This window comes from Amycolatopsis alkalitolerans (assembly GCF_006152065.1).
GTDB classification, from domain to species: Bacteria; Actinomycetota; Actinomycetes; order Mycobacteriales; family Pseudonocardiaceae; genus Amycolatopsis_E; species Amycolatopsis_E alkalitolerans.
In genome coordinates this window covers 1-14328 of the sequence record NZ_VDFW01000017.1, presented here as the reverse complement: position 1 = coordinate 14328, position 14328 = coordinate 1, and the positions used below count along the sequence as shown (strand labels likewise).

Annotated in this window: 15 protein-coding genes; 9 read left to right on the top strand and 6 right to left on the bottom strand. The window is 70.1% G+C overall.

Features of this window, described 5'->3' with window-relative positions; all coding sequences use genetic code 11:
• Positions 1–105 precede the first annotated feature (105 nt).
• Positions 106–2040 carry an asparagine synthase (glutamine-hydrolyzing) gene (gene asnB, locus FG385_RS19445; protein WP_139098196.1) on the top strand — a complete coding sequence of 645 codons (1935 nt, stop codon included), beginning with the start codon at positions 106–108 and terminating at the stop codon, positions 2038–2040.
• A gap of 74 nt (positions 2041–2114) precedes the next feature.
• Here asnB and FG385_RS19440 read toward each other — a convergent pair whose 3' ends face one another.
• Complete coding sequence (locus FG385_RS19440; RefSeq protein WP_139098195.1) at positions 2115–3104, bottom strand: carbohydrate kinase family protein; 990 nt, start codon at positions 3102–3104, stop codon at positions 2115–2117.
• A 124-nt stretch (positions 3105–3228) separates the two neighbouring features.
• Here FG385_RS19440 and FG385_RS34400 point away from each other — a divergent pair, with 124 nt between their 5' ends.
• Positions 3229–3402 carry a hypothetical protein gene (locus FG385_RS34400; RefSeq protein ID WP_200834549.1) on the top strand — a complete coding sequence of 58 codons (174 nt, stop codon included), beginning with the start codon at positions 3229–3231 and terminating at the stop codon, positions 3400–3402.
• A 171-nt stretch (positions 3403–3573) separates the two neighbouring features.
• Here the strand turns inward: FG385_RS34400 and FG385_RS19435 are convergent, their stop codons facing one another.
• Positions 3574–3939 carry a HesB/IscA family protein gene (locus FG385_RS19435; RefSeq protein ID WP_139098194.1) on the bottom strand — a complete coding sequence of 122 codons (366 nt, stop codon included), beginning with the start codon at positions 3937–3939 and terminating at the stop codon, positions 3574–3576.
• Positions 3940–4101: 162 nt separating this feature from the next.
• Here FG385_RS19435 and FG385_RS19430 point away from each other — a divergent pair, with 162 nt between their 5' ends.
• Both FG385_RS19430 and FG385_RS19425 read left to right on the top strand, forming a co-directional pair.
• Positions 4102–4758: a DUF3043 domain-containing protein gene (locus FG385_RS19430; protein ID WP_200834548.1), complete on the top strand. Its 657-nt coding sequence runs from the start codon at positions 4102–4104 to the stop codon at positions 4756–4758.
• 55 nt (positions 4759–4813) lie between these two features.
• On the top strand, positions 4814–5803 hold the full coding sequence (locus tag FG385_RS19425) for an aldo/keto reductase family protein (protein ID WP_139098193.1): 990 nt from the start codon (positions 4814–4816) through the stop codon (positions 5801–5803).
• On the opposite strand, the gene FG385_RS19420 is transcribed toward FG385_RS19425, so the two are convergent.
• Positions 5800–6456, bottom strand: coding sequence for an IspD/TarI family cytidylyltransferase (locus FG385_RS19420; RefSeq protein WP_139098310.1), 657 nt, complete (start codon positions 6454–6456; stop codon positions 5800–5802). The two genes, FG385_RS19425 and FG385_RS19420, sit on opposite strands and share 4 nt — an antisense overlap.
• A gap of 24 nt (positions 6457–6480) precedes the next feature.
• Here FG385_RS19420 and cobT point away from each other — a divergent pair, with 24 nt between their 5' ends.
• On the top strand, positions 6481–7539 hold the full coding sequence (gene cobT, locus FG385_RS19415) for a nicotinate-nucleotide--dimethylbenzimidazole phosphoribosyltransferase (protein ID WP_139098192.1): 1059 nt from the start codon (positions 6481–6483) through the stop codon (positions 7537–7539).
• A 54-nt stretch (positions 7540–7593) separates the two neighbouring features.
• Here the strand turns inward: cobT and FG385_RS19410 are convergent, their stop codons facing one another.
• Positions 7594–8697, bottom strand: a complete 1104-nt coding sequence (locus FG385_RS19410) for a branched-chain amino acid aminotransferase (RefSeq protein ID WP_139098191.1) — start codon at positions 8695–8697, stop codon at positions 7594–7596.
• A 62-nt stretch (positions 8698–8759) separates the two neighbouring features.
• Here FG385_RS19410 and FG385_RS19405 point away from each other — a divergent pair, with 62 nt between their 5' ends.
• A complete protein-coding gene (locus FG385_RS19405) occupies positions 8760–9047 on the top strand; it encodes a hypothetical protein (RefSeq protein ID WP_235022667.1) in 288 nt (95 codons plus the stop codon).
• Here FG385_RS19405 and FG385_RS19400 read toward each other — a convergent pair.
• Entirely contained in the window at positions 9016–9987 is a 972-nt protein-coding gene (locus FG385_RS19400) for a hypothetical protein (RefSeq protein WP_235022666.1), read from the bottom strand. The two genes, FG385_RS19405 and FG385_RS19400, sit on opposite strands and share 32 nt — an antisense overlap.
• Before the next feature lie 86 nt (positions 9988–10073).
• Between FG385_RS19400 and FG385_RS19395 the strand changes: the two genes are divergently transcribed.
• The gene (locus FG385_RS19395; RefSeq protein WP_139098188.1) at positions 10074–11579 is read left to right on the top strand and encodes a leucyl aminopeptidase; all 1506 of its coding nucleotides are present in this window, start codon (positions 10074–10076) and stop codon (positions 11577–11579) included.
• A 63-nt stretch (positions 11580–11642) separates the two neighbouring features.
• On the opposite strand, the gene FG385_RS19390 is transcribed toward FG385_RS19395, so the two are convergent.
• Positions 11643–11966, bottom strand: coding sequence for an oxidoreductase (locus FG385_RS19390; RefSeq protein WP_139098187.1), 324 nt, complete (start codon positions 11964–11966; stop codon positions 11643–11645).
• A 191-nt stretch (positions 11967–12157) separates the two neighbouring features.
• On the opposite strand from FG385_RS19390, the gene lpdA reads away from it, so the two are divergent.
• Both lpdA and FG385_RS19380 read left to right on the top strand, forming a co-directional pair.
• Positions 12158–13531 carry a dihydrolipoyl dehydrogenase gene (gene lpdA, locus FG385_RS19385; protein WP_139098186.1) on the top strand — a complete coding sequence of 458 codons (1374 nt, stop codon included), beginning with the start codon at positions 12158–12160 and terminating at the stop codon, positions 13529–13531.
• 57 nt (positions 13532–13588) lie between these two features.
• The coding region (locus FG385_RS19380) for a biotin/lipoyl-containing protein (protein WP_327436855.1) at positions 13589–14328 on the top strand (740 nt) is incomplete at its 3' end.

Below are 14328 nucleotides of genomic sequence, written 5' to 3'. Positions count from 1 at the left end.
CTGAGTTGAGGATTACCGCCGACCAAGGGGTGACCGTTCGGGGCGAGCCCACCCGGCATACTGGCGTCCACTATCCGGCCACGACCTAGAGGTGTGTGAGTACACGTGTGCGGCCTGCTCGGACTGGTGTGTCCCAGTGAGAACGAAGCGGCGAAGGCTCGCGACGCGGTCGGAGCGGCCCTGCGCTGCCAGCGGCATCGTGGCCCCGACGAGACCGACACCTGGGCCGATGCCGAAATTGTCTACGGCTTCAACCGCCTCGCGTTCATCGACGTCGAGAACGCGCACCAGCCGCTGGTATGGGGTCCGCCGGAAGCTCCGGGGCGGTACACGCTGAACTTCAACGGCGAGATCTACAACTACCGGGAGTTACGCGAGCAGTTGCTCGCCGAGCACGATGCGAAATTCGCCACAGAAGGCGACGGCGAGGCGATCGTGGCGGCTTTCCACTACTGGGGCGCCGGTGCGGTGAGCCGGTTGCGGGGCATGTTCGCGTTCCTGCTCTGGGACGCACAGGAGAAGGTGCTGCACGGCGCGCGCGACCCGTTCGGCATCAAGCCGCTGTTCTACTCGGCGGGCCCCGGCGGCGTGGCGTTCTCCAGCGAGAAGAAGAGCCTGCTGGAGCTTTCCGGGGTGCTCGGCGTGCCCGAGGAGCTCGACCAGGCCGCGCTGCAGCACTACCTGACCCTGCAGTACGTGCCGGAGCCGGAGTCGCTGCACACGCACATCCGGCGGATCGAGTCGGGCACCTCGTTCACCGTCTCCCCCGGCGGCCGGCTGCGGCAGGAGCGGTACTTCTTCCCGGAGTTCACCGCGCGCCCGGTCACCGGCGAGGCCGAGGCGAAGGCGCTGCACGAGCGGATCGCCGACGCGATGCGCGACTCGGTCGCCAAGCACATGATCGCCGATCCGGACATCACGGTGGGCGCGTTCCTGTCCGGCGGGATCGACTCGACCGCGATCGCCGCGCTGGCCAAGGAGCACAACCCGAACCTGATCGCCTTCACCACCGGGTTCGACCGCGAGGGCTACTCGGAGGTCGACGTCGCCGCCGAGTCCGCGGCCGCGATCGGGGTGAAGCACGTCATCCGCACGGTGACCGCGGACGAGATGATGGACGTGCTGCCGCTCATCGTCTGGTACCTCGACGACCCGGTGGCCGATCCCGCGCTCGTACCGCTGTGGTTCATCGCCCGCGAGGCGCGCAGGCACGTCAAGGCGGTGCTGTCCGGTGAAGGCTCGGACGAGCTGTTCGGCGGCTACACGATCTACAGGGAACCGATCTCGCTCGCACCGTTCGAGAAGGTGCCGGGCGGGGTGCGGAAGCTGCTGGGCAAGGTGTCCGAGCGCATTCCGGAAGGCACGCGCGGCAAGGACCTGCTCCGCCGCGGCGCGCTCATCCTGGAAGAGCGCTACTACGGCAACGCCCGGATCTTCCGCGACGACCAGTTGCGCCGCGTGCTGCGCGACTACGCCGAAGGTGTCGGGCACCGAGACGTGACGGCCGGGTACTACCGGACGTCGGCGGGCTGGGACCCGGTCGCGCGCATGCAGCACGTGGACCTGTTCACCTGGCTGCGCGGGGACATCCTAGTCAAGGCGGACAAAATGACCATGGCGAACTCGCTGGAGCTGCGGGTGCCGTTCCTCGACGCCGAGGTCTTCAAGGTCGCGGCCGGGATCCCGCTGGACCAGAAGGTGACACGCGAGACGACGAAGTACGCGCTGCGGCGGGCGCTGGACGGCATCGTGCCCGCGCACGTGCTCAACCGCCGGAAGCTCGGCTTCCCGGTGCCGATCCGGCATTGGCTGAAGGCCGAGATGTACGACTGGGCGCGCGGCATCGTCAACGACTCGACGACGGACGCGCTGCTGGACAAGCAGGCGATCCTGCGGATGCTGGAGGAGCACCGGTCCGGCACGCTCGACCACAGCCGCCGGATCTGGGCGCTGCTGGTCTTCATGCTGTGGCACGGCATCTTCATCGAACACCGCATCAAGCCGGAAATCCCCGAACCCGCCTACCCAGTCAAGATCTGAGCTGGCTATGCCGTGAGGGGCCCCCTCATGCCCATATGTGCCGTGAGGGACCCCCTCACGGCACCGGACTCGGCTCAGGCGCCTAGGACTTCGCCGATTTCGACGGCGGCGTCCGTGCCGTATGCGTCGGCGATGCGCTTGAGTCCGTTCGCCCGGTCCAGTTGCCATTCCTGGGTGCCGATGGTCTCCAAGACCAGCACCGCGATCAGCGAACCCAGCTGCGCGGACCGCTCGAGGTCCAAGCCCCGGTGCAACCCGGCGAGGAATCCGGCCCGGAAGCCGTCGCCGACGCCCGTGGGGTCGGCCTTCTTCAGCTCGGGGATAGCACCGACCTGCAGGGACAGCCCGTCCGGCCCGACGATCTCCACACCCTTCTCGCCGAGTGTGGTGACCCGGAGGCCGACATGGTCGAGGACCTCGTCCGCGTTCCAGCCGGTCTTCTGCCGCAGCAGTTCCCATTCGTAGTCGTTGGTGAACAGGTACTTCGCGCCCTCGACGAAAAGGCGGGCCTGCTCGCCGTCCATCCTGGCCAGCTGTTGTGAGGGGTCCACCGCGAACTCGTAGCCCCGCTGGCGGCACTCCTCGGCGTGCCGCAGCATGCCTTCGGGGTCGTCCGGGCTGATCAGCACCAGGCCGAGACCGCCGCTGCGCCCGGCGATCGGCGCCAGTTCGATGTTGCGGGCTTCGGCCATCGCGCCCGCGTAGAAGGTCGCGATCTGGTTGAGATCCTCGTCGGTCGTGCAGACGAACCGGGCGGTGTGCGCGACCTCCGAGACCAGCACTCCGGACGTGTCCACGCCGTGCCGTTCGAGCCAGGACCGGTAGTCCACGAAGTCCTCGCCCACCGCGCCGACCAGTACCGGCTGCACCCCGAGCACGCCAAGGCCGAAGGCCACGTTAGCGCCGATACCGCCGCGCCGGACGACCAGGTCGTCGGCGAGGAAGCTCAACGACACCCGGTGCAGCTGATCGGCGATGAGCTGATCGGCGAACCTGCCGGGGAAGTGCATCAGATGGTCGGTGGCGATACTGCCGGACACCGCGATTCGGGCATTGCTTGGCACCAGTGCTCCCTGCTGTCGGCACACAGATCGGCATTCACCCTGCAGAGGGAAAAGGCCGCCGCCGCTCGACACTACCGTCAGGTAAGGCTGTCGCGGCAGGGGCAGGCGCCATAGGTTCGGCATCGTGCGCACTTCGACCGAACCCGAGACACTCGCCGAGCTGATCAGCGACTGCGCGGAGATCCCGGCCGGCCTCCGCGAGCAGCGACCGTCGGCGCCCACCCCGCCGGCACCTCGCGGCTGGACGGTGGACGAGGCGTGCCACTCCCAGGTCGACGGCCTGGACGACTACGCCTAGCAACCACAAGTCGACAGACAAAACGGGCGCTGGTCACCAACTAACGTGACCAGCGCCCGCCAACGTAAGAAGCTCGTATCGTCTGGGGGCCTGGGGTCGCCCCCCCAGACGATACGGCCGAGAAATCAGGCGAGCGCTCTCCACGAGCAGAGGTCGCCCATTTCTCCGCCCTCAGTGGAACGAGTCGCCGCAGGCGCAGGAGCCCGTGGCGTTCGGGTTGTCGATCGTGAAGCCCTGCTTCTCGATGCTGTCCACGAAGTCGATGACCGCGTCCTGCACGTACGGCGCGCTCATCCGGTCCACGGCGACACGCAGGCCGTCGAAGTCCCGGAAGAGGTCGCCGTCGAGCTCGCGCTCGTCGAAGAACAACTGGTAGCGCAGGCCCGCGCAACCACCGGGCTGGACGGCGATGCGCAGGTGCATGTCATCCCGGCCCTCCTGGTCCAGCAGGGCCTTCGCCTTGGCAGCGGCCGTTTCGGTCAAGGTCACGCCGTGGGTGGCCTCGGTCTGCGGGGCGCCGGTCTCAGCGGTCGTCATGGCTCTCCCTCAGGATGTAGCTCTGTGGCACGTGCGGATGCCTCCTAGAAGCAGTCAACACCGCAGGTGCCCGATCTGTTCCACGCCGGGGCGTTGTCCCCATCGTCGCATATCCCGCGACCGGCCGAACACCAACGTCGGACCCTGGAATATCCTGGTCGGGTGAGGTTCCTACGCCGCAACGGCACGACCACCGAAGACAGCCCCGAGACCGAGGCCGCCGAGGTGGCCGAAAGCGCTGAATCTCACACTCGTGGGTTTACGCCGAGTAAGGGAAGGGCTACGCCGAAGCGCCGCGAGGCCGAGGGCAAGCGCCGCGGCCCGGTCGCGCCGCCGCCCCGCACCACGCGCGAGGCGATGAAGCGCAACAAGGAGTTGCGCAAGTCCAGCCCGCAGACGAAGGAAGAGCGCCGCGCCGCCGCCAAGGAGCGCCAGGCGCGGATGGCCGCGGGCGACGAGCGGTACCTGCTCCCCCGCGACAAGGGCCCGGTCAAGGCGTACGTGCGCGACCTCGTCGACTCACGCCGCAACCTCACCGGCCTGTTCATGCCGCTGGCGGTGCTGGTGCTGGTCGCGATGATCGTGCCGTTCCCGGTGCTGCAGCAGTACGCGACGCTGATGGTCACCGTGCTGCTGCTCGCGATGATCGTGGAGGGCTTCGTCACCGGCCGCCGGGTCGCGCGCCTGGCTCGGGAGAAGTTCCCGAAGGAGACCATCAACGGCCGGTCGATCGGCTGGTACGCGTTCGTCCGGTCGAGCCAGATCCGCAAGCTGCGGATGCCCAAGCCGCGTGTCAAGCCGGGAGAAGCGATCTCCTGACCTGGAGCGGCTCCAGGTAGTTAGCAATGCGAACTACCTCGGCTAGGGTGGGGCCATGGAATTTCGTCGTCTCGGCCGCAGCGGTCTTTCCGTCAGTGAAATCTCGTACGGCAACTGGCTCACCCATGGCTCCCAGGTCGAGGAAGAGCAGGCGCAGGCCTGCATCAAGGCCGCACTCGACGCGGGCATCACGACCTTCGACACCGCCGACGTCTACGCGAACACCGCCGCCGAGGCGGTACTCGGGCGCGGGCTCGCCGGGCAGCGCCGCGAGAGCCTCGAGATCCTGACCAAGGTCTACTGGCCGACCGGCCCCCACGGCCCGAACGACCGCGGGCTTGGCCGCAAGCACATCATCGAGGCCTGCCACGGCTCGCTCGAGCGACTGCAGACCGATCACATCGACGTCTACCAGGCCCATCGGTTCGACTATTCGGTCCCGCTCGAGGAGACCTTGCTCGCGTTCGCCGACCTGGTGCGCCAGGGCAAGATCCTGTACGTCGGCGTCTCGGAGTGGACCGCCGACGAGATCACCCGCGGCGCCGCGCTGGCCCGCGAACTGCACGTGCCGCTGGTGTCGAACCAGCCGCAGTACAACATGCTGTGGCGCGTCATCGAATCGCAGGTCGTGCCGGCGGCCGAACGCGAAGGGATGAGCCAGATCGTCTTCTCGCCCATCGCACAGGGTGTGCTGACGGGCAAGTACAAGCCCGGCCGGCCGGTGCCCGAAGGCTCGCGCGCGACCGACGAGAACGGCGCCAAGATGGTCCAGCGCTGGATGCGTGACGACGTGCTGACAGCCGTGCAGAAGCTCGTGCCGCTGGCCGAGCAGGCGGGTCTGTCGCTCGCGCAACTCGCCGTGTCGTGGGTGCTGCAGAACCCGAACGTCGCCTCGGCGATCATCGGCGCGTCCCGGCCCGAGCAGGTGCACGAGAACGTCAAGGCCGTCGGCGTGAAGCTGGATGCCGGCCTGCTGACCGCGATCGACGAGGCGCTCGCCGACGTGCTGGAGACCGACCCGCGGCGCACGCAGAGCCCGCGCTAGCTCGTAAGGACCTGCTCCGCGACAACGAGGTCGTGCGGGTAGGTCACCTTGAAGTTCCGCTCGTCGCCCGGGACCCATCGCACCGGAAGCGTCGAGAACCGCTCGATCACCGACGCGGTGTCGGTGCCCGCGAACCCTTCGCGCGCGGCCTGTTCGTACGCGTCGAGCAACGGCGCGGCGCGAAACGCCTGCGGCGTCTGGGCACGAACGACCTTCCCGGACAGGCGGCTGCCGTCGGCGCTGATGATGTCGTCCGCTTCGAGGCCCGGCATCGCCCCGCCGTGTTCGCGGGCCGTGCGCAGCACCTCGGTGATCAACGCCGGCGTGATCAGCGGGCGGGCGCCGTCGTGCAGCAGGACGGTGTCGATCACACCCTCGCCGATGCGCCCCGCCAGATGCCGCAGGGCACGCAGTTCCGACTCCTGGCGGGTGCCGCCGCCGTACACGACCTCGACGGGTGCTCCCTGGTCGGCGAGCACTTCGGCGACCAGGTCCTCGTCCTGGGGCCGGGTCACCAGCACGAGCACCCCGACCTCCGGCACCTTCGCGAACGCCGCGAGCGACCACGACACGATACGGCGCCCGGCCAGCGGGAGGTACACCTTGTTCAGGCTCGCGCCGACGCGCGTCCCGGAGCCGCTCGCCAGCACCACCCCGGCCGCCGAAGGTTCTGCCACATGGGGGAATCTAACGCCGTGACCCGACCCGAGTTCACCGACGTCCCCCTGCCCGACGAGCCTGCGCGCGCCGAAGCGCGGCGGCGGCACGCGACGCTGATCAAGCCCGTCGCGTCCCTCGGGCGGCTCGAGGAACTGGGTGCGTGGATCGCCGCGTGCCAGGGCGTGTGCCCGCCGCGCCCGTTCGCGCGGCCCCGCGTCGTGATCTTCGCCGGCGATCATGGCGTCGCGGCGAAGGGCGTCTCTGCCTATCCCGTGGAGACGACGGCGCAACTGGTGAACGCGCTGCTGAAGGGCCAGGGGGTGCCGAACGCGCTCGCGAGTGTCGCGGGTGCGGGCGTGCGGGTCCTGGACCTGGCTGTCGACGCCGGGACCTCCGCGGAGGAGTTCAAGGTGCGCAGGGGGTCCGGTTCGATCGACCACGAGGACGCGCTGACCGAAGCCGAGGTGGAGGCGGCGCTGCGGGCGGGAGTGGAGATCGCGAACAGCGAGATCGACTCCGGCGCGGACCTGCTCGTCGCGGGTGATCTCGGGGTGGGCGTGACCACGCCGGCGTCGGTGCTCGTCGCGGCGCTGACCGGCACGGAGCCGGTGGCCGTCGTCGGCCGGGGTTCGGGGATCGACGACAACACGTGGATGCGCAAGACCGCCGCGATCCGCGACGCGCTCCGCCGCGCGCGGGCGGTGCTGGCGGACCCCGTGGCGCTGCTGCGTGCGTCCGCGGGCGCCGACCTCGCGGCGATGGCCGGGTTCCTGGCACAGGCGGCCGTCCGGCGCACACCGGTGCTGCTCGACGGTCTCCCCTCCGCGGCGGCGGCGCTGGTGGCGGACGAACTGGCCCCGAACGCGCGGTCGTGGTGGGTCGCATCGCACAGATCCGCCGAGCCGGCGCACGACCTGGCGCTGGACCACCTCGACCTGGTACCGGTCGTGGACCTGGGCATCCGCCTCGGCGAGGGGGCGGGGGCGCTCACCGCGCTGCCGATCCTCATGATGTCCGCGCGCCTGCTGACCGATGTCGCGTCCTATGTGGACGCCGGGGTGCACCCGCCCGCGTGAACTGGAAAGGCCGCCGCCCCGAAACGGGACGGCGGCCTTGACGGGCGGGGGAAATCAGGAAAGCGCGTGCATCCAGCCGTGCGGGTCGGGGCGGGTGCCGTCCTGGATGCCGATCAGCTCACCGCGCAGCTTCATCGTCAGCTCGCCCGGCTCGCCGCCGTTCACGAGGAACTCGCCCTCCGCGTGCTTGACGCGCCCGACCGGGGTGATGACCGCCGCCGTCCCGCACGCGAACACCTCGGTCAGCTCGCCGGAAGCCGCGTCCTTCTCCCACTCCTCGGTGGAGATCCGCCGCTCCTCGACCTCGTGGCCGAAGTCCTTTGCCAACCGCAGCAAGGAACTGCGGGTCACGCCGGGCAGCAGCGAACCGCTCAGCTCGGGCGTCACCAACCGCGCGTCCGCGCCGGAGCCGTAGACGAAGAACAGGTTCATCCCGCCCATCTCCTCGACCCAGCGCCGCTCGATCGCGTCGAGCCACACCACCTGGTCGCATCCGTTCTCCACGGCCTGCGCCTGCGCGACGAACGACGCCGCGTAGTTGCCGGCGCATTTGGCCGCGCCGGTCCCACCCGGGGCCGCTCGCACGTATTCGGTCGACAGCCACACGCTCACCGGTTTGACGCCACCGGTGAAGTACGACCCGGCCGGCGAACCGATCAGCGTGTACAGGTACTCGCTCGCCGGCGAGTTCACGCCGAGGCCGATCGAAGTGGAGATCATGAACGGCCGCAGGTACAGCGTGTCACCAGGCGCGGTCGGCACCCAGCGCGAATCCGCCGCGATGAACTCGTGCAGCGAACCGAGGAACAGCTCGTCCGGCAACTCCGGCATCGCCAGCCGCCGCGCCGACGAGCGGAAGCGCTCCGCGTTGGCGTCCGGGCGGAAGGCGGCGATCGAACCGCCGGGCTGCCGGTAGGCCTTGAGCCCCTCGAAGATCGCCTGGCCGTAGTGCAACACCGAGGTGGCCGGATCGAGGGTCACCGGCGCATAAGGACGGAGCCCGGCATCGTGCCAGCCACGCTCGGCATCCCAGCGCGCGGTGACCATGTGGTCAGTGAAGTGCTGACCGAAACCCGGGGCCGCGAGTACCTCCGCTACCCGCTCCGCGGAGGCGGGAGTCGGGTTCAGGGTTCGCGTGAAAGGCACGGTCGTCGTCATGCCGGACAGGATATCTCTTAGTTGGACGTCCGAGAATTCCCACTTCCCCTAGTATCGGCCTGGTGACCGACAACAGCGTCTCCGCGGGCCCCGGCTCGGATGTCCGCGCTCTGCTGGCCGCTGCCCTGCTCACCTATTCCGCCGGCGTGCTGATGCTGGTCGGCTACCTGCTGCTGTCCGGGGTGTTCGGCGCGATCCTCGGCCTGGTCGGCGCCGGGTTCGGCGTCGTGTGGTGGCGCAACGTGCACGGCGAGCGCGTGATCCCGCGCAACGTGCCCGCGCGCTCGCTGATCATCCTCGCCGGCGTCGGCGCGGTCCTCACCGTGCTGGCGCTCGTGATGGCAGCCTGACCAGCGTGCCCGCCACGATCGCGGCCACCGCGATCAGCAGCGTCCCCGGCGGAAGCCAGGCCAGCAGGGTGACGGCCAGTGCCGCGCCGAGCACGGAACGCACGTCCCGGCGCCGCGCGAACAGCGTGAGCAGGCTGCGTACGAGCACCTCCGCCAGTGCGAGCGCGGCCGCGATCAGCATCGCCTGCCCCGGTTCGAGCAGCACGGCGCCCGCGGCGGCGACCAATCCACACAGGACCGAACCGAGCGGGCGCGACAACTTCCCGCGCGCCTCGGTCAGGGCGCCCAGCGCCGCCGGCACCGCCGCGATCACGACGACACCGGCCAGCAACGGCTCGATCGCCTGCCCGTCGACGGCGGCCAGCAGGTCCGCGAGCGGCGCGCCGGACAGTCCTGTTCGGACCGGGCCCAACTGGTAGAGCGCGGCCGCGCAGAGAGCGGCGGCGACCACGACGGTCCCGGCCAGCCAGCGGTCGGGCTTGCGCCGGTCGAGCAGGGGGAACAGCACCGCCGTGGCGGCGAACAGCCCCGTGAAGCCGGGGCCGGAACCCGCCCCGCGCTCGGGCGCGATCGCGAGGCACAGCGCGACCACCCCGGCGGCGGCGACCAGCAGGATCCCCAGCACCCAGCCGCGCAGGAATCTCGGCAGCGCGAGCCCGAACCCGTCGGCCACGGTCACCAGCAGCACGACCCCGGCGGCCACCGGCACGCGATACTGCGGAAGCAGGTAGACCCCGACCGCCGAGGCGAACACCGCCACCAGGCCCAGCCGTGCCATCAACCGTGCGCCGTCCGCGAGCGGCGCCACCCGGGCAGGAAGGCCGTCCCGCGGGGCCAGCAGCGCGAGCACTCCCGCGAGTACTGCCCCGGCCGGGAGCCACCATCCGCCGCCGGCCGCGCCGACCGCGAGGGCGATCCCGAGCCCCGCACCGAGCCGCACGCCCACCACCTGCCTTTCTGCCCGCCCGATCCGCTCATTAGCATGGCAAACCATCCACACCGTCTGATGCGCGCGAGGAGCCATAAGTGACCGTGCCGAAGTTTGCCCTGTACGAGAACACGGAGACCGCCCTGGGCAAGAGCCGGGCCGCGGTGGTCGTCATCGGCACGCTCCAGGGCGAGAAGACGGTCGTCCTCGCCCCCGGCACCGAAGCGGTCGACGCGGCCTTCGACGGCAGGCTCGCGGACGTGCTGGACTCGCTCGGCGCGAGCGGCAAGACCGAGGAGATCGTCAAGCTGCCCACCCTCGGCAAGCTCAACGCCGACGTGGTGTACGCGGTAGGGCTCGGCAAGGCCGGTGACGACGGCACGGTTCCCGCGGAGCAGATCCGCCGCGCGTCCGGTGCCGTGGCCCGGTCGCTGGCCGGCACCGCCCGCGCGCTGTTCGTTCCGTCTACTTTGGACCTTCGCGCCGCCGTCGAGGGTGTCGCGCTGGGCGCGTACAAGTTCACCGAGTACAAGTCCGAGCCCGGTGACGCACCGGTGTCCGCTGTGGACTTCGTGCAGCCCGCCGAGGCCAGCGGCCGCGTGCACAGGACGGCGCTGAAGGCCGCCACCGCGATCGCCGAATCGGTGATCATCGCGCGCGATCTCGTCAACACCCCGCCCAACGACCTGTTCCCGGCCTCGTTCGCCGAGCGCGCGAAGAAGCTGGCCGACGACAACGGCCTCGACTACGAGGTGCTCGACGAGAAAGCGTTGAAGCGCAAGGGGTTCGGCGGCATCCTCGGCGTCGGTGGCGGATCCTCGCGGCCGCCGCGGCTGGTGCGGGTGAGCTACCGGGGCCCGAAGGCGGCCAGGAAGGTCGCGCTCGTGGGCAAGGGCATCACGTTCGACTCCGGCGGTATCTCGATCAAGCCCGCCGCGAACATGGACAACATGACCTCCGACATGTCGGGCGCCGCGGCGGTGCTCGCGTCGGTCGTGCTGGCCGCGAAGGTCAAGTACCCGCTGGAGGTCACCGCGAACATCCCGCTCGCGGAGAACCTGCCGTCGGGCACCTCCTACCGGCCCGGTGACGTGCTGAGCATGTACGGCGGCAAGACCGTCGAGGTGCTCAACACCGACGCGGAAGGCCGCCTCGTGCTCGCCGACGCGATGGTGCGCGCGGCCGAGGACGACCCGGACTACCTGATCGAGACCTCGACGCTGACCGGCGCGCAGGTGGTCGCGCTGGGCAACCGGACAGCGGGGATCATGGGCTCGGACGAGTTCCGGGACCGGGTCGCCGCGATCGCGCAGGCGACCGGCGAGGGCGGCTGGCCGATGCCGCTGCCCGACGAACTGCGCGGCGACCTCGACTCGCGACTGGCCGATCTCGCGAACGTCACCGGGCACCGGTGGGGCGGCATGCTCGCCGCCGGGATCTTCCTGCGGGAGTTCGTCGCCGACGGTCTGCCCTGGGCACATATCGACATCGCGGGCCCGGCGTACAACACGGGCGGCCCGTGGGGCTACACCGGCAAGGGCGGCACCGGCGTCCCGGTCCGCACCATCGCCGCCGTCATGGCCGACATCGCCGACAACGGCTGAGCCGTGAGGGACCCCCTCACGGCCGAAAAGGGCATGAGGGGGTCCCTCACGGCACGCCCTGCGTCAGCTTTGGGCGCGCTTCTGGCGCTGTGTGTATTCGCGCATGCGCTTGGGGTAACCGGTCTTCGCCACCTCGTACACGGGTATGCCCCGCTTGCGGCCGAAGTTCTGCGCCGCGTCGAGGCTGCCGATCCGCCGGCGCGTCCACTCGCCGTCGTGTGCGACGAGCACGACGGTTGTCTCGGTCACCGTGGTGCGAGGCTCGACATACGCCTCGACACCCCGGCGCGTCGACGCCCACTCTTCGAGGTGCTGCGCGTCGCGGTCGCTAGCCCGGCGCAGCGTGCCCGGTCTGCCTTTCCTGCGCAGCGAGTCGAACAGACCCACTTCTCGACCACCTCATTTCCCGCGGTTCCCACCACCCATTATCCCGGTGATCCGGAGTGCGCCCAGTAACACACCCGGCTACCTCGCAACTCGCAACTCCGTAGTGACAAGATGATGAGGGTCGCGACGTAATACGACGTTGAACCCGAATTGAACACGAGCATCGCCGACGAGCTCCTCAAGGAGAAGAAGTGACCGACGCTGGCGCCGACCTGGTGATCCTTGGTGGCGGATCAGGCGGCTACGCAGCGGCCTTCCGGGCCGCCGAGCTGGGCCTTTCCGTGACGCTGATCGAGAAGGACAAGCTGGGCGGGACCTGCCTGCATCGCGGCTGCATCCCCACCAAGGCCCTGCTGCACGCCGCGGAGGTCGCCGACTCCGCGCGCGAGGGTGAGCAGTTCGGGGTGAAGACGACCCTCGAGGGCATCGACATCGCGGGTGTCAACAAGTACAAGGACCAGATCGTCTCGCGGCTCTACAAGGGACTGCAGGGGCTGGCCGGCGCCCACAAGGTCAACCTGGTCGAAGGCACCGGCACCTACGCCGGCGGCACCACCGTCGAGGTCGACGGGCAGCGCCACACCGGCAAGAACCTGATCCTGGCCACCGGCTCGTACTCGAAGACGCTGCCCGGCCTCGAGCTGGGCGGGCGCATCATCGCGAGCGAGGAAGCGCTGTCGCTGGACTACATCCCGGAGAAGGTCGTCGTGCTCGGCGGCGGGGTCATCGGGGTGGAGTTCGCCAGCGTGTGGGCCTCCTTCGGGGTCGACGTGACCATTGTGGAAGCACTGCCGAGGCTCGTTCCGGCCGAGGACGAGTTCGCCTCCAAGCAGCTCGAGCGCGCCTTCCGCCGTCGCAAGATCACCTTCAAGACCGGGGTGCGGTTCACCGGCGCCAAGCAGGACGACAAGAGCGTCACGGTGTCGCTCGAATCGGGCGAGACCATCGAGGCCGACCTGATGCTGGTGGCCGTCGGCCGCGGACCGAACACTGCGGGCCACGGCTACGAGGAAGCCGGCGTCAGGATGGAGCGCGGGTTCGTGCTCACCGACGACCGGTTGCGCACCAACATCCCGAACGTGTACGCCGTCGGCGACATCGTGCCGGGGCTGCAGCTCGCGCACCGCGGGTTCGCCCAGGGCATCTTCGCCGCGGAGGAGATCGCCGGGCTCGCCCCGCGCGCGATCGACGAGGCGGGCATCCCGCGGGTCACCTACTCGCATCCGGAGGTCGCCTCCGTGGGCCTGACCGAGGCCGCGGCGAAGGAGAAGTACGGCGCCGGCGTCACCACGTTCACCTACGACCTCGCCGGCAACGGCAAGAGCCAGATCCTCAAGACCTCCGGCGCGGTGAAGCTGGTCAAGGCACCGGACGGGCCGGTCGTCGGCCTGCACCTGGTGGGCGACCGCGTGGGCGAGCTCATCGGCGAGGCCCAGCTGATCTACAACTGGGAGGCGTTCCCGGAGGACGTGGCGCCCCTGATCCACGCGCACCCGACCCAGACCGAGGCTCTCGGCGAAGCACACCTTGCCCTGGCGGGCAAGCCCCTGCACGTGCACAGCTGACGTTCCTCCAGACCACCAGACCACAGCAAGAAAAGATGTAAAGGGAGTCAGCGAACGATGGCCTACTCCGTCACATTGCCGGAGCTCGGGGAGAGCGTCACGGAGGGCACCGTCACGCGGTGGCTGAAGCAGGAGGGTGACACGGTCGCGGTCGACGAGCCGCTACTGGAGATCTCCACCGACAAGGTCGACACCGAGGTCCCCTCCCCGGTCGCCGGCGTGGTGGCGAGGATCGTCGCCAAGGAGGACGACACCGTCGAGGTCGGCGGCGAACTCGCCGTGATCGACGACGGCTCCGGCGCCGCCCCCGCGAGCGCCCCGGCGCCCGCCGAGCAGCCCGAACCGCAGGCCACCCCGGAGCCCGCCCCGGCCGCGCAGGCCCCCGCGCCGGCCCAGCCCGCGCCGAGCGGTTCCGCGCAGGGCACCCCGGTGACCCTGCCCGAACTGGGCGAGAGCGTCACCGAGGGCACCGTCACCCGCTGGCTCAAGCAGGTCGGTGACACCGTCGCGGTCGACGAGCCGCTACTGGAGATCTCCACCGACAAGGTCGACACCGAGGTCCCCTCGCCGGTCGCCGGCACGCTGCTCGAGATCAGCGTGAACGAGGACGAGACCGTCGAGGTCGGCGGGCGGCTCGCCGTCATCGGTGACGCGTCCGCCGCGCCCGCCGCACCGCCGCCGGCCCCGGCGCCCGAGCCGGTTCAGCAGCAGGCTCCCCCGCCGACTCCGACCCGGCCGCAGGGGCCGACTCCGCCGCCCGCGCCGGCGCCCGCTTCGGCTCCCCCGCCCGCGCCGAC